Origin of the sequence: Ruegeria sp. HKCCD7296, from assembly GCF_013110775.1 — a bacterium.
Taxonomy (GTDB): domain Bacteria; phylum Pseudomonadota; class Alphaproteobacteria; order Rhodobacterales; family Rhodobacteraceae; genus Ruegeria.
This window is the reverse complement of sequence record NZ_WVRF01000005.1, coordinates 56,146-75,772: the sequence shown is the minus strand read 5'-3', so window position 1 is coordinate 75,772 and position 19,627 is coordinate 56,146. Positions and strand designations below refer to the sequence as shown.

18 protein-coding genes are annotated in these 19,627 nt (G+C 57.4%); 7 read left to right on the top strand and 11 right to left on the bottom strand.

Annotated elements, in window-relative coordinates:
* Positions 1-3: 3 nt before the first annotated feature.
* Together GS632_RS08975 and GS632_RS08970 are read right to left on the bottom strand one after the other, a co-directional pair.
* A complete protein-coding gene (locus GS632_RS08975) occupies positions 4-1,338 on the bottom strand; it encodes an MFS transporter (protein ID WP_253284443.1) in 1,335 nt (444 codons plus the stop codon).
* A 92-nt stretch (positions 1,339-1,430) separates the two neighbouring features.
* Positions 1,431-2,171 (bottom strand): YebC/PmpR family DNA-binding transcriptional regulator, encoded by a 741-nt coding sequence (locus GS632_RS08970; RefSeq protein ID WP_171175476.1) that lies wholly within the window; start codon positions 2,169-2,171, stop codon positions 1,431-1,433.
* Between the two features lie 110 nt (positions 2,172-2,281).
* Between GS632_RS08970 and GS632_RS08965 the strand changes: the two genes are divergently transcribed.
* The 4 genes from GS632_RS08965 (at position 2,282) to GS632_RS08950 (ending at position 7,409) form a co-directional block, all read left to right on the top strand.
* On the top strand, positions 2,282-4,054 hold the full coding sequence (locus GS632_RS08965; protein WP_171237207.1) for an SLC13 family permease: 1,773 nt from the start codon (positions 2,282-2,284) through the stop codon (positions 4,052-4,054).
* Positions 4,055-4,070: 16 nt separating this feature from the next.
* Complete coding sequence (locus tag GS632_RS08960; protein WP_171175479.1) at positions 4,071-4,805, top strand: glutamine amidotransferase; 735 nt, start codon at positions 4,071-4,073, stop codon at positions 4,803-4,805.
* Between the two features lie 73 nt (positions 4,806-4,878).
* The gene (locus GS632_RS08955; protein ID WP_171237206.1) at positions 4,879-5,736 is read left to right on the top strand and encodes a bile acid:sodium symporter family protein; all 858 of its coding nucleotides are present in this window, start codon (positions 4,879-4,881) and stop codon (positions 5,734-5,736) included.
* A gap of 11 nt (positions 5,737-5,747) precedes the next feature.
* Positions 5,748-7,409 carry an FAD-binding dehydrogenase gene (locus GS632_RS08950; protein ID WP_171237205.1) on the top strand — a complete coding sequence of 554 codons (1,662 nt, stop codon included), beginning with the start codon at positions 5,748-5,750 and terminating at the stop codon, positions 7,407-7,409.
* A gap of 13 nt (positions 7,410-7,422) precedes the next feature.
* On the opposite strand, the gene GS632_RS08945 is transcribed toward GS632_RS08950, so the two are convergent.
* The 3 genes from GS632_RS08945 to GS632_RS08935 form a co-directional block, all read right to left on the bottom strand.
* Positions 7,423-8,160 carry a YbaY family lipoprotein gene (locus GS632_RS08945; protein WP_171237204.1) on the bottom strand — a complete coding sequence of 246 codons (738 nt, stop codon included), beginning with the start codon at positions 8,158-8,160 and terminating at the stop codon, positions 7,423-7,425.
* A 96-nt stretch (positions 8,161-8,256) separates the two neighbouring features.
* Entirely contained in the window at positions 8,257-10,035 is a 1,779-nt protein-coding gene (locus GS632_RS08940; protein ID WP_171175487.1) for an SLC13 family permease, read from the bottom strand.
* Positions 10,036-10,122: 87 nt separating this feature from the next.
* Positions 10,123-10,938 (bottom strand): TIGR00282 family metallophosphoesterase, encoded by an 816-nt coding sequence (locus GS632_RS08935; protein WP_171235466.1) that lies wholly within the window; start codon positions 10,936-10,938, stop codon positions 10,123-10,125.
* A 133-nt stretch (positions 10,939-11,071) separates the two neighbouring features.
* On the opposite strand from GS632_RS08935, the gene GS632_RS08930 reads away from it, so the two are divergent.
* Positions 11,072-11,299, top strand: coding sequence for a DUF333 domain-containing protein (locus GS632_RS08930; RefSeq protein WP_171175491.1), 228 nt, complete (start codon positions 11,072-11,074; stop codon positions 11,297-11,299).
* Positions 11,300-11,302: 3 nt separating this feature from the next.
* On the opposite strand, the gene GS632_RS08925 is transcribed toward GS632_RS08930, so the two are convergent.
* Together GS632_RS08925 and mgtE are read right to left on the bottom strand one after the other, a co-directional pair.
* Entirely contained in the window at positions 11,303-11,860 is a 558-nt protein-coding gene (locus GS632_RS08925; protein ID WP_171175493.1) for a 5-formyltetrahydrofolate cyclo-ligase, read from the bottom strand.
* On the bottom strand, positions 11,857-13,251 hold the full coding sequence (gene mgtE / locus GS632_RS08920; protein ID WP_171175495.1) for a magnesium transporter: 1,395 nt from the start codon (positions 13,249-13,251) through the stop codon (positions 11,857-11,859). The genes GS632_RS08925 and mgtE overlap by 4 nt, the downstream gene beginning before the upstream one ends.
* Positions 13,252-13,390: 139 nt before the next feature.
* On the opposite strand from mgtE, the gene guaD reads away from it, so the two are divergent.
* Complete coding sequence (gene guaD / locus GS632_RS08915; protein WP_171175497.1) at positions 13,391-14,677, top strand: guanine deaminase; 1,287 nt, start codon at positions 13,391-13,393, stop codon at positions 14,675-14,677.
* Here guaD and GS632_RS08910 read toward each other — a convergent pair.
* From GS632_RS08910 to GS632_RS08900, 3 genes are all read right to left on the bottom strand, one after another.
* Positions 14,674-16,008 (bottom strand): 8-oxoguanine deaminase, encoded by a 1,335-nt coding sequence (locus GS632_RS08910; protein WP_171721757.1) that lies wholly within the window; start codon positions 16,006-16,008, stop codon positions 14,674-14,676. The two genes, guaD and GS632_RS08910, sit on opposite strands and share 4 nt — an antisense overlap.
* Before the next feature lie 114 nt (positions 16,009-16,122).
* A complete protein-coding gene (hisN, locus tag GS632_RS08905; protein WP_171721758.1) occupies positions 16,123-16,914 on the bottom strand; it encodes a histidinol-phosphatase in 792 nt (263 codons plus the stop codon).
* Positions 16,915-16,954: 40 nt separating this feature from the next.
* The gene (locus GS632_RS08900; protein WP_171175504.1) at positions 16,955-17,326 is read right to left on the bottom strand and encodes a helix-turn-helix domain-containing protein; all 372 of its coding nucleotides are present in this window, start codon (positions 17,324-17,326) and stop codon (positions 16,955-16,957) included.
* 332 nt (positions 17,327-17,658) lie between these two features.
* On the opposite strand from GS632_RS08900, the gene GS632_RS08895 reads away from it, so the two are divergent.
* Entirely contained in the window at positions 17,659-18,615 is a 957-nt protein-coding gene (locus GS632_RS08895; protein WP_171175506.1) for an NADPH:quinone oxidoreductase family protein, read from the top strand.
* Positions 18,616-18,621: 6 nt separating this feature from the next.
* On the opposite strand, the gene GS632_RS08890 is transcribed toward GS632_RS08895, so the two are convergent.
* Complete coding sequence (locus GS632_RS08890) at positions 18,622-19,503, bottom strand: LysR family transcriptional regulator (RefSeq protein WP_171175507.1); 882 nt, start codon at positions 19,501-19,503, stop codon at positions 18,622-18,624.
* Positions 19,504-19,627: the final 124 nt, after the last annotated feature.

Genomic DNA, 19,627 nt, shown 5'->3' with positions numbered 1-19,627 from the left:
GCTTTACTCCTGCGGCTGGGATACGTCTTCCCGGACAGGCTCCATCATTCGATAGCATGTGACGCAGGACACCAGGCTGGCGGCGACAATGAAGGCGACCGCCAATGCGACCTCATGCATATGGGCCACTGCGGCCAGGGCCGCCGAAAGAAGCACAGCTGACAAACGAGTAATAGATTTGACCGCAGCCGTCCCCTGCACGCGCAGATCTTTGGGAGCGATATCCAGAAAATACAGCTTGCGTGCACTGCTGATCCCCGTCACCGCCACGGTGACAACAAACAAAGCGATGGCATGCAGATGCACATCGTGATCGATGCCCAAGAAGTGGAACGCCAAAAGGACGCTTCCGGTGGCAGCCACCATCAAGGTTCCAACCATCATAACAGCGCGATGGGACTTCATGTTCACGAATTGCCATAATGGCCCCGAAACAAGGTACCCTGAAGCAGAAGACACGATCATCGCAGTCAGACCTTGTGCCGAACTGTGATGCGCCTCTGCCGCGATCAACGCGAAGAACGGAACAGAGAGCGTGACCGCCACCAACGGCATACGCATGATCATGAAGCGCCGAAACCAAGGGAATTCGAACATGCTCAGAATACCCTGAACATTGGCCCTAAATGACAGTTTTGGTTTGGTTTCAGCTTTCTTTGCCGGTTCAGCAGTGCCTGCGTTCTCGGTCATTGCCAACATCAGAAGCCCCGAAAACATAAAGAATGCAACAGACACGCCGATCATGGTGGAATGTCTTGAAAACGGTGGGTTTTCCTTGGTGATCTGATGCACTAGCAGAGCAAGGCCAATGGCACACAGGCCGCCACCCCCAAGCTGCAAATATTGCATCACCATGCGCGAGCGTGAATGGAGATGATCGCCTAGCAGGTCGGTGAACATGAGGTTCTGGACCTCGTCCACCAAGCCGATCACAAAGAAAACCGAAACGAAGATCACAGCAATCAGCGGAACGATCCCGGTCGCGGCGGCGGCCATGGCCGTCACCAGGCAAGCGCCGATAACAGCTTCGGTCAGGGCAATGGCCCGCTTCTTCTGAGATTTTGCCGCTACGGATTGCGCCAGAAAGAAGTCAGATATCATGCTGCCGACCATCCGGACCGAAACCAAAGCACCCGCCACGAACATTGGCAGCTCAAAAGACACCGCCAGAAACGGCAATACCACCGATGGGCTGCCAAGGGTCCACGCAACCTGAGACATAATACTCTGCCCAGTCAGAACAGGCACATTGCGTTTGGCAGCATCGGGTGTCTCGGGCGTCATGGGTCTTGCGGTCGCATCTTTCCATAGATCAATACCCGCCCAACCTAAGCGCATCCGCGGATTCCGCCAACAACCATTGGAAATCGCCCGGAAACGAAAAAACCCGACCAGGTTGGCCGGGTTTCCAAACCGCATCTTGCGCTTTTTCAGAGCTGCGCCATCACTTCGTCAGTGGCTTCGAAATTGGTCGTAACGCGTTGCACGTCGTCATCGTCTTCCAGCGCATCCACCAGCTTCATCAGCTTTTGCATATCTTCCAGCCCCAGCTCGGTCGTGGTGGTGGGCTTCCATACCAGCTTGGTCGATTCCGATTCACCCAACGCTTCTTCCAGCGCGCTCGATACATCGTTCAGGTCGGTATCGGCGCACCAGATGATGTGACCATCCTCCGAGCTTTCGACATCCTCGGCCCCGGCCTCGATCGCGGCTTCGAAAATCGTATCCGCATCGCCGGCATCCGCCTGATAGACAACCTCGCCCTTACGGTCGAACATAAACCCGACCGAGCCCGTCTCGCCCAGATTGCCGCCATTCTTGGAAAAGGTCGAACGCACGGTCGAGGCGGTGCGGTTACGGTTGTCGGTCATGGTCTCGACGATCACCGCGACACCGTTCGGGCCGTAACCCTCGTAGCGGATTTCTTCATAATCGTCGCCTTCACCGGCGACCGATTTCTTGATTGCGCGGTCGATCACGTCCTTCGGGACCGAGTTCGACTTGGCTTCTTTTACGGCCAGACGCAGGCGCGGGTTCTTGTCGGGATCAGGGTCGCCCATCTTGGCAGCGACGGTGATCTCTTTCGACAGCTTGGAAAAGAGTTTGGACCGCGCGGCGTCCTGACGTCCCTTGCGGTGCTGGATGTTGGCCCATTTGGAGTGGCCTGCCATAATGCGTCCTCGTCATCGTGATTGCGTGTTCGGCGCTCATATAGACGTTTGCGGGGGGCAGGATCAAGAGAGCGGCTTGCGACAGTACCACTGGCTTGTATGGTGACGGCATGACAACAGATCAGATCATTCTTTTTGCGCTTTTCATCACAGTCTTTGGAATGTTGCTTTGGGGTCGGTTTCGATACGACCTTGTGGCCTTTGCCGCGCTGATGATCGGCGTTGTTCTAGGCGTTGTCCCGGTGGATAACGCTTTTGCAGGGTTCGGCCACCCGGCCACCATCATCGTGGCACTTGTGCTGGTCGTCTCGGCCGGGCTGGTCCGTTCGGGGGCGGTTTTCATGATTACCCGCACTTTGGTCGATGCCTCACGGGGGCTGGGCGCGCATATTGCCCTGATGGGCGGGATCGGCGCGGTCTTATCTGCCTTCATGAACAACGTGGCTGCGCTGGCTTTGCTTATGCCGGTGGACATCCAGACCGCACGCAAAGCCGGGCGGTCTGTGGGTCTGTCACTGATGCCGCTGAGCTTTGCAACCATTCTGGGGGGGATGGCGACCCTGATCGGCACCCCTCCGAACATCATCATCGCGTCGATCCGGGCCGAGACGCTGGGCGAGCCGTTTCACATGTTTGATTTTGCGCCCGTGGGCGGGATAGCCGCAATTGCGGGTCTTGCCTTTGTCGCTCTGGTCGGCTGGCGTCTGATCCCTAACCGCGGGCCGCAAACTGAAACCTCAGAAGCACTGGCCGAGTATATCGCCGAACTAACCATCCCGCCGGGTTCGATCCATATCGGAAAACGCGTGAGTGAGCTCTATGAGGCAGCTGAAAAATCTGATGTCGCCATCATTGGTCTGATCCGCGATGGCAAGAGGCGTTATGGCCGATCCGCCCATGCCACGCTGAAGGAAGGCGACGCACTGGTTTTGGAGGCCCGACCCGAGGCGTTGGACGAATTTCGCGCCGCGCTGAATCTCGACTTTTCGGACACGCGACGGCAGGAGTTACTGACGGCTGAGGGCGACGGGCTTGAAGTCATCGAGGTGGTTGTGCCGGAAAGCGCCCGCATCACCGGGCGCACCGCACAGGGTCTTGGACTGGCCTGGCGGCAGAGTACAGTGCTGATGGGCATCTCACGTCAGGGGCGACAAATCACCCAACAGGTTCGCAAAACCGAGGTGGAACCCGGCGATATCCTGCTGCTGCTTTGCCCGCGCGACCGCGCTGCGGATGTGACGGAGTGGCTGGGTTGCCTGCCCCTTGCCGGACGCGGCCTGAATGTTACCGCAAACGATAAAGCGTGGCTGGCCATCGGCCTGTTTGCTGCCGCCGTTTTGGCCGCAAGTATTGGGTTGATCTACCTGCCGATAGCTTTGGGTCTGGTTGTCATCGCTTATGTGCTGACCAAGATCATGCCAATTGCCGACATCTATAATCACATCGAATGGCCGGTGGTTGTCCTTCTGGGGTCGATGATCCCACTTGGCAGTGCTTTGGAGACCTCTGGCGGGACTGAACTCATTGCAAATGCGCTGATCCAACTGACCGATGGTCTGCCCGCTTGGGCGATCCTGACTGTGTTGATGATCGTGACCATGACATTGTCGGATGTGCTGAACAACACTGCCACCGCCATTGTCGCCGCCCCTGTTGGTATCCAAATGGCCCGCACGCTCGAGGTTTCACCCGACCCATTCCTGATGACGGTTGCGGTAGCTGCCTCGGCCGCGTTCCTCACGCCAATTGGACACAAGAACAATACGCTGGTTCTGGGCCCCGGAGGCTATCGGTTCGGCGATTACTGGCGCATGGGTCTGCCGCTTGAGGTGCTGATCATCGCGGTTTCCATACCTGCCATCCTTGTCTTCTGGCCGCTTTGACGGGTAAAGGCAGCATATGAAACGCTTTTTGATCCTGCAACTGCGCCCGGAAACGGATGCATCCGACGCCGAATATGCTTCGATTCTGGACAAGACTGGCCTTGCGCCCGAGCAAACCCACCGTATCCGGCTGGATTGTGAGGACCTGCCTGAAAGTTTGGATGTAACAGACTATGCAGGTGTCATCGTTGGCGGTGGTCCCGGCTGTGTCAGCGATGATCCCGCGACGAAATCTGAACTGGATGCAAAGATCGAAGGTGCGGTCATGGGGCTCATGCCGCAGATCACGGCGCAGGATCACCCCTTCATGGGCTGCTGCTATGGTTTGGGCGTTCTGGCCGCACATCTGGGCGGTGAAGTCAGCAAAGCCCGCTATGGCGAACCGGTCGGACCGTCAGCCTGCCGCCTGACGGACGATGGTGCCAATGATCCACTGACAGCCGGGCTGAACCTGGAGTTCGACGCCTTCGTTGGCCACAAAGAAGCTGTTCAGGCTTTGCCCGAAGGCTGCGTACATCTTGTTGCCTCAGACCCCTGCCCGTTTCAGATGATCCGCTTTGGTCAGAACGTCTATGCCACACAGTTTCACCCCGAAGCGGATGCAAGAGACTTTGAGCAGCGCATCAACATCTACAAACATCACGGCTATTTCCCGCCCGAAGACGCCCAGCGCCTGATCGACATCTGCAACGCCGCAGACGTCACCCAACCCGGCGAAATCCTGCGCCGCTTCGTCGAACGCTACAAGTGACCTAACGGCGCGGTTGCCTGCGCCTTTCATGCTCGCATAGGCTGATCCGAAACGACTTTGGGAGGAGTTGTTCTTGGATTTGCTCATCAATGTCGGCCTGCCGATCTCGCTTGCCACCATAATGCTGTCCCTAGGCATCGGGCTAGAGATCGCGGATTTCCGGCGTGTGCTGAACCGGAAATATCCTTTTGCAATTGGTGCGGTATGTCAGGTCGTACTTCTGCCCATTGCTGCGTTCTTCACCGTCACACTGTTTGGACTGCCCCCTGAAATCGCAGTTGGCTTCATGCTGCTCAGCTTTTGCCCGGGCGGTGTGACCAGCAACATACTGACCAAGCTGGCCAAGGGTGACGTGGCGCTTTCCGTCAGCCTGACTGCGGTGATCAGCATCTTGTCAATCCTTACAGTGCCCTTTCTGGCCGCGTGGTCCATCACCTATTTCATGGGGGAAAACGCACCTGATGTGTCGATCAGCGGTCTGGCCATTGCCATGTTTCTGATCACAACCCTTCCCGTTGCCATTGGGGTCGGAGTTCGCAGGTTTGCAACCGGGTTTGCAAACCGCATCGAGGGCGGACTTTCGACGCTCGCAACCGTTTTGTTTGTATTGATTGTCGTGGCCGCCCTGGCTGGAAACTGGCAGATTTTCATTGATAACCTGGGCATCATGGGCACCGGTCTGATCTCGCTTAACATGGCCCTTTTGCTTATCGGGCTGGGGATCGCACGTGCTGCAAATCTGTCATGGGCCGAGTGTAAAAGCATATCAATTGACACTGGCATCCAGAACTCGACACTGGGCATTACACTGGCGGCCCTAATCACAGGCACAGAGAGCGGATTTAGCCCTCTGGCCCTGCCGTCCGCAGTCTACGGGATCACGATGTATGCCGTCGTGCTGCCGTTCCTCGTTTGGTTTCGACGACGCTGAAAGGACAGTTCATGACCAAGAACACAGCAGATGCGATTGTCGTCGGCGCAGGCCTAGCCGGACTGGCCGCCGCAGCTGAACTGGGCGACCGGGGCAAAAAGGTCATCATTGTCGATCAGGAGCCCGAGAGCTTTCTGGGTGGTCAGGCGTTCTGGAGCCTCGGCGGTTTGTTCATGGTCGACACTCCGGAACAACGGCGGATGGGCATACACGACAGCCAAGAGCTTGCCCTTCGTGACTGGATGGGCAGCGCACAGTTCGACCGCGCGGAAGACGCTTGGCCCCGCAAATGGGCCGAGAGTTATGTCGAGTTTGCGGCTGGTGAAATGCGCCCCTGGTTGCATCAGATGGGTTTGCGCTGGTTTCCGGTCGTAGGTTGGGCAGAACGCGGTGGATCCTATGCGAACGGGCATGGCAACTCTGTTCCGCGTTTTCACATCACTTGGGGCACTGGCCCCGGCGTTCTGGAGCATTTCATCCGTCGGGTCCGCGAACATGCCAGCGCCGGTCTGATCCAGCTGAAGTTCCGCCATCAAGTCAGCCATATCATCATGCAGAACGGCACGGCCAAAGGCGTATCAGGCGAGGTTTTGGCCAACGACACCGCCCAACGTGGCGGAAAGACCAACCGGGACGAAGTGGGAGAGTTCGAGGCCTATGCGCCGTCGGTCATCGTTACCTCGGGTGGTATTGGCGGCAACTTTGAAATGGTTCGGCAGAACTGGCCCAAGGATCGTCTGGGCGAACCTCCAAAAGACATGGTGGCTGGCGTGCCCTTTCATGTCGATGGCCGCATGATCGCGATCAGCGAAAAAGCCGGCGGACATGTGATCAACGGCGACCGCATGTGGCATTACACCGAAGGCGTCCGCAACTGGGATCCGATCTGGCCTGCCCATGGCATACGCATTCTGCCCGGCCCCAGCTCTATGTGGTTCGACGCCAAAGGAAACCGTCTGGAACCGCCCTGCCTGCCGGGGTTCGATACGCTGGGGACGCTGAAGGAAATCCTGAAAACAGGATACGAATACAGCTGGTTTGTTCTGACCCAAAAGGTCATCAAGAAGGAATTCGCCCTATCCGGGTCTGAACAGAACCCGGACTTTACCTCCGGCAGTTGGAAAGAGGTCATCCGTCAGCGCATCCTGTCAGGCTCCAAAGCAACCGCACCGGTGGAAGCGTTCAAAGAACATGGCGAGGATTTCGTCGTCGCCAACACGTTGACCGAACTGGTCAACGGGATGAACCATCTGGGCGGTGGGCTGATTGACGAGGCGCACTTGCGCGGGCAGATCGAAGCGCGCGACTCGCAGGTCGACAATCCATTCTCAAAAGACGCCCAGATGATGGCGATTCTGGCCGCCCGAAACTATCGCGGCGACAAGCTGATCCGCACAGCAAAACCGCATAAGTTCCTCGATCCGGCCAACGGCCCGCTGATCGCAGTCAAGCTGCACGTTCTGACGCGTAAAACGTTGGGCGGGTTGCAAACCAACCTGGACAGCCAGATGATCGGAGGCGATGGAAATGTGGTGCCTGGCCTGTTCGCCGCTGGCGAAGTCGCCGGGTTCGGCGGTGGAGGCTACCACGGCTACAACGCGCTCGAGGGTACGTTCTTGGGCGGTTGCATATTTTCGGGGCGCAACGCAGGGCGGTCTAGGGCTGTCGCCTGATGGCCCCTCTGCTTTATTTGCGGACCAGCTTGATCACCGGCTCTCCGTCGCCGTTCAGAAGAGCCAGCGCGTCGCCTTCCATCGCAAAGGACGTGACGCTTTGCATCGTCTTGAGGAAGGCGCGCTCAACTTCATCCAACTCGGGCGGACAAGCCATGAGGGTTGCGGCCATGTTGTCGGGAAATGTGAGCCGGTTGCCTGAAATCTCGGCCTGACCGCTGAACCGGTTACAGCCGCCGCTGCCACCAAAGGACCCGCCTTGCCCAAAACTCAGCTCTGGGCGTTTTTCCGTCTCAAGAGGCGCGCCATTCAGGGTTGCGGCAACCCATTCGGTGTTCTCAATCGTCACACTTCCCTGACTTTGGGCTTGGACCAGCAACAAGTCAGCCGAGTTCCCCGCTTCATTTGTCAGGACCGGATAAACCGTGTCCGTGGTGAATAGCAGCCTTTGCCCCGTCGTGACCGTGGCACGCACAGCATAGCTGTGCCCGTCCTCAATCAACGCGTCATCATAGGTCAGTTCAAACTTCGCAGGCACACCTGTCAGTGCATATCGTTGCGCTGCAAGTGTCACGGCTGGCGCATCGGCCAGCGAAATATCCTGAAGTTCGACAAACAGGGTTGCATTGGGCGGAAGGGCGATACGCTCTCGATACGTCGCGGTACCTTCAACCGTGCCCGCCATCGCGACACTACTGATCATGGCGGCAAACACTGCACCTGCCAATATGGCTTTTCCGGTCGTCAGCATGGCAAATCCCCTTTTACAAATCACATTTCAAAAAGATCGTGTGTCTTTGCACGTTTACAAGGGCTTCCTGAAACAGGTGGCAATTCTAAGCCGATCCTAAAGGGGCCAAATCAACGGGATCAGCAGCGACGCCAGCAACCCAACTGTCAAGTTCAGCGGGATGCCCACCTTCATGAAATCGGTAAACCGGTAACCTCCGGGGCCATAGACCATCATATTCGTCTGATAGCCAATCGGCGTTGCAAACGAGGCCGAAGCCGCCACCATGACCGCGACCACAAGCGGACGCGGGTCCATTCCCACGGCCTGTGCCAAACCAATGGCGATTGGCGTAACAACAACAGCAACAGCGTTGTTCGAGACCAGTTCAGTCAGGACAGAGGTCAGCAGATAGACCGCCCAGATGATCAGGAAGGGCGGCAAAGCGCTAAGCCCAGGCGCAACAGCCTCGACAATCAACGACACGGCGCCAGAACTGTCCAATGCTGCGCCAATGGCGAGCATCGCAAATATCAAAGCCAATAGCCGACCTTCGACAAAGGAAAATGCCTCATCCGCATCGATACAGCGGGTAACCAAGACTACTGCCACCGCCACAATCGAAAGCAGCAGGATCGGTGCGATGCCCAGCGCAGCAAGCGCAACAATCCCAATCAGTGCGCCTATTGCAATGGGCGCATGGCTGCGTCGGAAAGCGCGCGCCGACGGTTGGGTGACGTCCACCATATCCATTTCAGCCGCAAGCCGTTGTATGTCGGCGGGCGCACCTTCCAGCAGCAACGTGTCACCCACACGGACCACAAGATCGTCAAGTTGGCGACCGATATTCTGGTTGCGACGGTGAACCGCCAAGACATAGACACCATATCGCCGCCGCAGACGCAGCATTCCCAAGGTCCGCCCTACCATGCGGCATCCGGGTGTGATCAGCACTTCGACCGTCTTGGTTTCAACGGCAGAAACCTGATCCACACGCTTGAGTTCCTTGTTGCTTTGCAAACTCAACAACTCGGTCATCTCGGTCCGTAAAACCACACGGTCGCCAACCCTCAGCTCAACGCCTTTCAGATTGCGCCGCAGTGATTCATCCCCGCGAACCACGTCGATCAGACGGACTCCGGGTCGTTTGAACAATTGAACACCGGTCACTTCGCGCCCGATCAGGTTGCTGTCGGGTGGAATGACGGCTTCGGTAAAGAACTTCATCTTCGACCGGTCGCTGAGCAATGACGCCATACTGTCACGCTCGGGCAAAAGCTTGGGCGCGATGAAGCGCAAATAAATCATCCCGTAGATCACAAGGACGATCCCCAGCGGCGTGACCTCGAAGATTGTAAAGGGTGTCATCCCCTGAGCGCGCGCAACACCATCAACCAGCAGGTTGGTCGATGTGCCAATCAATGTCAGCGTGCCGCCCAGAATGGCCGCATAACTCAAAGGAATCAGCAACTTGGACGCGGGCACATTCAAGGTTCGCGCAATTTGTACAAAGACCGGGATCATGACCACAACCACCGGGGTATTCGACACCACAGCCGAGGCCAGAACGACAAACGCCATGAGCAGCCCAATCGCGATGCGCGGGTTGACCTGAGCCTGTTTCTGCGCGGTTGAGGTGAACGAATCCAATGCCCCCGTTCGCACCAGGGCCCCCATGATGATGAACATTGCTGCGATCGTCCAAGGCGCGGGATTGGACAAAACCGCCAACGCGCTTTGATAGGGCAGAATGCCCGTAACAAGCATCAGCGAGACGCCTCCGATGGCCACAACCTCGGTCGGATAAACCTCGCGCAGGAACATGACGAACATGCCCGCAACGATAAGCAACGCCAGAATTGCGCTGCCCGTGTCTGTCAGTGAAAGGAAATTCATTCGTGGTATTCTGTCCGAACCCGGGCCCAAGCGCCTGATGACATGCAGTTTCACGCATTGCGCACGGCAGAGCAAGCCTGACGTTTGTTATTCAGGCCCAGCTTGTTCCAAACGCCCCCCGACGCGCACCATATGCACAGATTTTGCCCGCCCGTCGCGATCATCGGTTTCCACGAAAACGCCGCTTAGCGTTGCTTCACCATTTGCAGGGGTGAACCTCGCCTTGGGCATACCGGTGATGAAGCGGCGCATCGGTTCCTGCTTGTCCATCCCGATGACCGAGTCGTAGTCTCCGCACATGCCTGCATCTGTCAGATAGCCTGTACCACCCGGCAATATCTGAGAATCTGCGGTCGGCACATGAGTGTGCGTTCCTACAACGAGGCTGGCACGTTTATCGCAATAATGGCCCATCGCCATTTTCTCGGACGTCGCCTCGCAATGCATGTCCACGATGATGGCTTGCGCCTGCCCCCCGCGAGGATGCGACTTCAGGATCGGTTCGATGGCCGAGAACGGATCGTCAAAGGGCCGTTTCATGAAAACCTGCCCAAGCACCTGCGCGACCAGAACCTTGCGCCCACCCGGTGCATTGAACAGCCGATGCCCCCGCCCCGGTGCGCCTTTGGCAAAGTTCACCGGGCGCACGATGCGCTGCTCTTTCTCGATATATTGCAACATGTCCTTCTGATCGAAGGCATGATCACCCAGCGTCAGGCAATCCGCACCCGCATCCAGAAGCAGCTTGGCGTGATCGCCGCTCAGGCCCATACCGTTCGACGCGTTTTCGCCGTTGACCACAACAAAATCCAGCCGCCATTCATCGCGCAGGCGCGGCAAGTGCTGCTGAACGGCGGCGCGGCCCGCGCGCCCCATGACGTCACCAAGAAACAAAATCCTCATGATCCGGGTCGTAGGGGCTGTGCAGGGCAATAACAAGGCGGAAGCATGAAATTTGCCGCAGAGTTGAGGGTTGAATTCACATTCACCTGTGGCAATATTTTTGAAGAGCGTTTGAAAATAGAAGGAATTCTTCGTGAAATCTTTAGTTTTACTGACGGCCAGCGTCTTGTTTGCTTCGGCTGCCGTTGCCGAAGGCACCAAAACCTCCATGCCCAACCCCGCAGCAACATTTTGCATCGAAAACGACGGGACTTATCAACTTCGGAAAAACGAAGACGGCAGCGTTTTTGGTGTCTGCATTCTGACAGACGGCACCGAAATTGATGCCTGGGATTACTTGCGCAGCCATTTCGAGCAATAACAGCTAGAAGGTCAGCACCCGGCTTTCCGTGATGACCATATCCAACGGTTGGTCTGTTGGCTCCAACGGCAGGCCCTCTGTTTCCTGCGCATCAAAGGCAAAACCGATGGCCAGCGTCGGGCGCTTGGCGCGCAAACCTTCCAGCGTGCGGTCATAGAACCCGCCGCCATAGCCCAGCCGACCACCATTTGCATCAAACGCGACCAGCGGCACGATCAGAATCTCGGGGTCGAAATAGTCATCCACCTCGGGCACTTTGGCTCCGAACGGGCCATCTTTTAGTACACCTTCGGGCGTCCAGCGAGAGAATTTCAAAGGTTGACCAGCGGCCTGAATGACCGGCACGCCAACCGGCCCGTAAGCCGATGCCTCGGCCATCGCGGGCAGAGGGTCGATCTCGGTCCGGATCGGCATATAGCCTGACATGGGTACGCCCCGGTGCCCCGCCAGAACCTCGGATAGCCGTCCGGCCGCACCGGGCAAACGCGTATCAAATGCAGCCTTGCGGCGGGCAAAGGCCGCTTTGCGGGCTGCGGCCTTGATTTCGGTCAGATCGGTCACAAGAGCACCACGCTGGCAAGGCCAAGAAAGATGAAGAACCCCATGACATCCGTTGTGGTTGTCACAAAGGTTCCGGACGCCAGCGCCGGGTCAACACCCAAACGGTCCAGCACGACAGGTACTACCGTACCCGCGAACCCGGCGATGATCATGTTCACGACCAAGGCAGAGCCGATCACGACACCCAATAGCGGAGAGTCAAACCACAACATCCCCACGGTACCCAACACGATGGCAAAGCATAGCCCGTTGAGCATGCCGACCAACAATTCGCGCCGGATAACACGCATTACGTTTGCATTGGTCAGGTCTCGCGTCGCCAGAGCACGTACGGCCACCGTCAGCGATTGTGTGCCCGCGTTACCACCCATTGACGCGACAATGGGCATCAGGATGGCCAGCGCGACCAGTTGATCAATCGCGGCCTCAAACTGTGAAATCACCAGCGAAGCACAGATCGCCGTACATAGGTTCACCGCCAACCAAGGCAGCCGCCGTCGGCTTGTCGCCGCCACACTGTCGGAAATGGAGCTTTCGTCGCTCACGCCAGCGAGGCGCAGGATGTCTTCTTCGTGTTCCTCATCCAAAACAACCATTGCGTCGTCGATGGTGATAACACCAACCAGACGACCATCAGAATCCACCACCGGTGACGAGATCAGATGGTACTGGTTGAAGGCATACGCCACGTCTTCTTCGTCCTGATCGACGGGGATGATGTGAAATTCTTCTTCCGCCAGATCGGTTAGCGGTACTTCGCGCCGCGTCGCCATCAGCTTACCCAAAGTCACCTGCGCCACTGGCTTCAGGCGCGGATCGACCAGCACCACGTGATAAAACTGCTCGGGCAGATCATCATTGGCGCGCATGAAATCAATCGTTTGCCCGACGGTCCAATGCTCGGGCGCCATGACGACCTCGCGCTGCATGAGACGGCCGGCCGAATTTTCAGGGTAGGACAGCGCCTGTTCGGCGGCGATCCGTTCGGAATCCTCCAGCGCATCCAGGATGGTTTCCTGCTGAGGCTCCTCAAGGTCCTCAAGCAGGTCGACGACATCGTCGCTTTCCATCTCGCGCACGGCTTCAGCCAGAACATCCGGGTTCAGGACCGATATCACCTCTTCGCGGACCGATTCATCCAGTTCGGACAGGATGTCGCCGTCAAATTCCTTGTCATACAGGCGGATCAGGCGGGACCGGTCAAACGGGTTGATCTGCTCAAGAAGGTCCGCGATGTCCGCCGCGTGCAGCGGCTCCATCAGCTCAATCAGCTTGTCGCGGTCGTCGATATCCACCGCATAGAGGATTCCCGCCACAACCTTGGGGTCCAGCGCATAGGCGTCCTCGTCCCGGGGCAGATCGTGTCCGGCTTCGTCACTGCCTGTCGTCATGCGCTGCCCCCTTGTCTCGGCGATTGGCCCCTAAATAGAAGAAGCAGCTACAGGAAAACAATGACAATGCGCCAATTTACCCACTTCTTTCGTCCGCCTATGCTGATGTGCGGTTCAAATGAGGTGGAGAACAGGGCAAATGGCGCAAAAGACGCTTTTGAAGGGGCGCGTTCTGAGTTTCACAGGTTCACCTTTTGAAGGAGAGCCGACCGACGCCACACGACTGCACGAAGCGGTTGTGATCGAAGACGGGCGCATCGCCGATGTTGGCACCGCCGATACGTTGACGCAGGCTCACCCCGATGCAGCCACCAAGGACCATGGCAACCATCTGATCATGGCAGGGTTTGTTGACCCGCATGTGCATTACCCCCAGACGGCTATGATCGCCAGTTGGGGGAAGCGGCTGATTGACTGGCTGAACACCTACACCTTCCCGGAAGAGATGAAGTTTGGCGATCCGGACTATGCAACCGAGATCGCCAATCGTTACCTGGACCTGACCACCGCACATGGCACCACTACGATGTGCAGCTTTTGCACAATCCACCCCGAAAGTGTGGATGCGTTCTTTACCGCAGCGCAGCAGCGTGGGCAGCGGGTGGTGGCGGGCAAGACATGCATGGACCGCAATGCGCCCGAAGGTCTGCGAGACACAGCGCAGACTGCTTACGATCAATCAGCAGCCCTGCTGGAAAAGTGGCATCGTATCGACCGGCTGTCCTATGCCATCACCCCGCGCTTTTCGCCGACCTCAACCCCGGAACAGCTGGAAGCGATGGGCGCGCTGTGGGCCGAACATCCACATTGCCTGATGCAAACCCATCTGAGCGAGCAAACGGATGAAATCGAATGGGTTCAATCCCTGTTCCCCGACGCGCGGGATTATCTTGATACCTACGAAAAGTTCGGTCTGTTGGGCCAGAACGGTCTTTATGGACACGTCATCCATCTGGAGGACCGGGAGCGGGATCGGCTGCGCGAAGTTGATGCCTCACTGATCCACTGCCCCACTTCGAACACCTTCATCGGTTCGGGTCTGTTTGACATGAATGGGCTAATCCATGATGGCCACCGCGTCGGTCTGGCCACGGATACAGGCGGCGGGTCCAGTTTCTCGATGCTGCGCACAATGGCGGCAGCCTATGAAATCGGCCAACTGCGTGGCCGCCCGCTGCATCCGGCGCAATTGCTGTGGCTGGGCACCGTCGGGTCCGCGCGGAGCCTGCGCATGGATGACTGCATCGGCAATGTCGCACCGGGGATGGAGGCGGATCTGGTTGTGCTCGACCTCGCCTCGACCCCAGCCATTGCCCAGCGCGAGGCCCATGCAAACGATGTGTGGGAGGCAGTCTTCCCGACCATCATGATGGGTGATGATCGGGCCGTGGCCGAGGTTTGGATCGGCGGGCAACAGGCTGCTTAAGCCTGCAACGCCCGCGCAAGCGCATTCTGACGCTCGATCACACGGGGCAGATCAATCGTAGTGATATGCCCATCCCGCACAATCTGACGGCCTTCAACAAACAGATGTTTCACGGTCATTGGCCCCGCCAACAGCAACGCTGCAGGATCCCAACTGCCTGCGCTTTCGATGCAACGTGTGTCCCACACTGCGATATCCGCACGTTTACCGGGCATAAGCCGGCCGCAATCGGTGCGGCCCAGCACATCAGCCCCGCCACGTGTCGCGATCTCCAACGCTTCTCGCGCCGACATGGCGTCTGCGCCGCTGGCCACTCGCTGCAGCAGCATCGCCTGCCGCGCTTCCAACATCAGGTTGCCATTGTCATTGCTGGCCGAGCCGTCCGCGCCAAGACCAACCTTGACGCCTGCGTCACGCATCGCCCGAACTGGCGCGATGCCAGATCCAAGGCGGCAATTCGAACAGGGGCAGTGGGCCACACCTGTTTTGGTGCGCGAGAACAGATCAATTTCGGCCCCATCCAGTTTGACACAATGGGCGTGCCAGACATCGGGGCCGGTCCAGCCTAAATCTTCGGCATACTGACCGGGGCGGCACCCGAACTGCGCCTGCGAAAAAGCAATGTCCTCATCATTTTCAGCCAAATGCGTATGAAGCATCACACCTTTGTCTCGCGCCAGCAAAGCTGCATCGCGCATCAGCTCACGGCTGACAGAGAACGGCGAACACGGGGCAAGGCCAACGCGGCACATCGACCCTTCTAACGGGTCATGAAACGCGTCAACAACCCGGATCATATCGTCCAGAATGGCGGCTTCCTGTTCAACAAGGCTGTCCGGCGGCAGTCCACCATCGCTCTCGCCGATGCTCATCGCGCCACGCGTTGGGTGGAACCGCATCCCCAGCTCGGACGCAGCAGAAATCGTGTCTTCGAGCCGCGCGCCGTTGGGGTAGAGATAAAGGTGATCGGAGCTGAGCGTACAGCCCGAAAGCGCCAGTTCAGCCAAGCCAATCTGGGCAGAGGTGAACATCTCATCCGGTCCGAACCTTGCCCAGATCGGGTAAAGCGTTTGCAGCCACCCAAACAGCAACGCATCCTGACCGCCCGGAACGGCACGGGTCAGGGTTTGGTAAAGGTGGTGATGGGTGTTCACCAGACCGGGTGTCACCAGACAGCCCGAGGCATCGTGAACTTCGCCCTGCGCCTGCAAGCCCTTCCCGATCTGGGCAATCTGCCCCTCGCGGATCAGAATGTCAGCCCCAGACAATTCCCGCCGGGTGTCGTCCATCGTCAGGATAAGGTCAGCGTTCTTGAGTAGGATTTCGGTCATATCGCTCTCCTGCATCTGCCCGTTTCATGCAAGGAGTGCGTTGGCCGGCGGAAAACGGGCTCAAGAACCGGCTATTTACGGTTTAACCGCCATTCGTGTGCGCGGCAACAGTGTTCAGAATCGGCGCAGTATCTCAAGGGCTGCGGCGTGAAGATCTGCGTTCGCGGCAGCCAAGGCACGACCACCATCATGCGCTGGGCCACCTTGCCAATCTGTCACGATCCCCCCTGCCGCTTGAATTACAGCGATAGGTGCTTGAATGTCGTAAGAGTTCAGGCCAGCCTCAATCACCAGATCCGCCTGTCCTGCGGCCAGAAGCGCATAGGCGTAACAATCCATTCCATACCGCGTTAGTTGCACCTGCTCGGATACGGCCTGAAACCCGGCCCGGTCTTTTGAGGTGCCGACCTCGGGAAATGTGGTGAACAAAGTAGCCTGATCCAGTGTTCTGGTATCGCGCGTTTGCATTTTACTGGTGCCCAAAGGCCCGGTCAAATGAGCGCCGGATGGCGATCCTATGAAACGCTCTCCGATATAGGGTTGATCGATGACCCCCATAAATGGCCCATCGTGATCGCTCAGCGCAATCAGAACACCCCAGGTTGGCGTTCCGCTGATAAAGCCGCGGGTCCCATCGATAGGGTCCAATACCCAAGTGCGGCCACTGGAGCCTTTATGCGCACCAAACTCTTCGCCCAGAATACCGTCTTCTGGGCGCTGCCGGGACAGAACCTCTCGCATCGCTTGCTCGGCGGCGCGGTCAGCCACCGTTACAGGGTCAAACCCGTCGGTAAGCTTGTTTGACGTTTCAAGATTTGTTTGACGAAAAAACGGAAGAATGGCCGAACGTGCTGCTTCGGCCATTTCTTCGGCAATTTCGATGTCGCTTTGGATCGTTGGTTGCATCGCTCACAGGTGCGAGCAATGTCCAACAAAGTCAAGTCACTCAGGCGACGTCGCTGAGAACTCGCGCCAACTCGAACAGACGGCGACGCTGATTTTCCGGAATCGCATAGTATGAACGCACCAGATCCAATGCTTCCTTGTCGCCCATCAGGTCGGCAGGAACGGATTTTTTGTCCGATTCGCTTTTCTGGGTTTCTTCCAAACCTTCAAAGAAAAAGCTGACCGGCACTTCCAATGCCTCGGCAATATCCCACAGGCGAGAAGCGCTGATTCGGTTGGCTCCGGTTTCATATTTTTGAATTTGCTGAAACTTGATACCAACTTGCTGCGCCAACTGCTGTTGGGTCATGCCAATCAGCCAGCGGCGATGCCGAACGCGCTTGCCCACATGGACATCGACGTGATGAGTCATTGGTATTCTCCTATACTACACAAACATCTGCGTTGGAGGTCGCGACGTCCGCTATCGCAAAATTAGAGGGTTCCCCTTAATGCACCCCTAATACGGACTGTGCCGCCCCCCTAAACAGCACTAGGCGTTTATAATGCCGGTTTTTGAATTTTTTTCAAGACGGTTGAGTCATACCCCTTTTTGAAGGGTTGTGGTTGTATTGCGTTGCGCCCTACGTGCCCGGTTGCCTTGGTTGCAAGAAACCTGCTGGTTTCGCGTTGCCTCTGATGTACCAAACCAATTGACTTTCGCCACCTCACGCGTGCCTATGACCCAAAATTGCGAGGGGACAAATGCGGGCCTATAGCGTTCAATCTACCGGAGTACCGGCTGAGCTGTGCGATCTTGAAGTACCAACACCAACGAAGGGTCAAGTGCGGGTTGCGATCAAGGCGTGCGGTCTGAACTTCGCCGACCTGCTGATGCAAAAAGGCACTTATCAGGACACGCCCCCAGCCCCTTTTACCCTGGGCATGGAAATCGCGGGCGTTGTGGATGAAATCGGGCCCGACGTGTCGGGTTTGAAACCGGGCGATCGAATTGCGGTCTACTCCGGACAGGACGGGTTGGCTGAATACGGCGTGTTTGATGCCGAACGCGCGATCCCATTGCCTGATTGCATTAGCTTTGAAGAGGCCGCCGCAATCCAGATCGCCTATGGCACCAGTCACATGGCGCTGGATCATCGAGCGAGATTGCAACCGGGCGAGACACTTTTAGTGACTGGCGCTGCGGGCGGCGTTGGCTTGACTGCAGTCGAGATCGGCAAGCTCATGGGCGCGACAGTTATCGCGCAGGCGCGGGGCGAAGACAAACTTGCCGTGGCCCAGGCCGCAGGGGCCGATCATCTGATCGACGCCTCAGAAGACCTGAGAGAGCGGGTCAAAGCACTGGGCGGCGCGGATGTCGTCTATGATGCCATCGGCGGCGACGTGTTCAAAGCTGCGTTTCGTGCCACCAACCCCGAAGGCCGCTTGCTTCCAATTGGCTTCGCGGGGGGCGAGGTGCCGCAAATCCCTGCAAACCACTTGTTGGTCAAGAACCTGACCGTCATCGGTTTTTACATCGGCGGATACTTAAAATTCCGCCCCGAGGCCGTACGCAACAGCTTCGAAACCCTTTTCCGGTGGCACGCAGAAGGGCGCATAAAGCCGCATATCAGCCATACACTGCAACTTGAGGACGTCGCGCAGGGGATGCAACTGCTCAAAGAGCGGAAGTCGACGGGCAAGATTGTAATCACGCCCTGATCGCGTTTACCCCGCGACCGCACGCAATGGGGTGCTTCCAAGCATCCGAAAATTCTGGCGCACTAGCTGCGCCAGCGCCTCAACAACTGCGCCCCTGCCTGGCTCGCCGCCATAAAGGTTGATCATGTGGGCTGGCAGATCAGGCAGCGCGCCACCGGAATCGATTTGCTCGAGATGCGAAGCTTCGGTTCCGTCTAACATGGCGTTAACTGCAAGGTCAGCACTGACCGTGGCTTCGATCGTCCGGTCATTTTCGGTTTCAACTGACAGCTCCCAAGGAATTCCCGCCGCATCCAATGCCGAAATCACCTGTGGCCGGAACAGGCACCTACGCCCAAGTGCCAGCGGCAGCGGTTGTTTGCGCCACGCAGACCCACCCGGCGCACCAATCCAGCGTAAAGGAAGCTCTGCTATTGTCTCTGCCGCCTCAGCCGCAGATGGTTCAGTTGTCAGGATCAAATCGCATTCACCACGCTTGTACATATCTTTCAGCTGCAGCGAATACGATGACACCAATTGCACGCGCACGCGTGGAAAATCTACGTTGAACCGCTGCAAGACCCTTGGGATCGCAGGATAGACAATGTCATGGGGCACACCGAGAACAACCTCGCCTTCAAAAGCTTGATCCGTCAGACGACCGATCACCTCATCATTCAGGGCAATCATTCGGCGGGCGTAAGCCAGCAGCTGCTCGCCGGATGCAGTCAACGCAATGGTACGGCCGCTTCGATCCAACAACTCCAGACCTAAAAGCTCTTCCAAACGCTTCAATTGCATGGATACGGCAGATTGGGTCAGGTGCAGAAATCCGGCAGCACGTGTCACACCGCCCTGATCTGCAACGGCCACGAAGGATCGCAGGGTCGTAATGTCCAGATTTCGCATCTTCACGATTCCTTATGGATGACATCAAAAATATTCGTTTTGAAAATATGACACATGCATCCATATCTATCAAGGAAATTGATGTTGAAAACAAAAAGCATCGCGAAACCAGGAAAGGACAAAG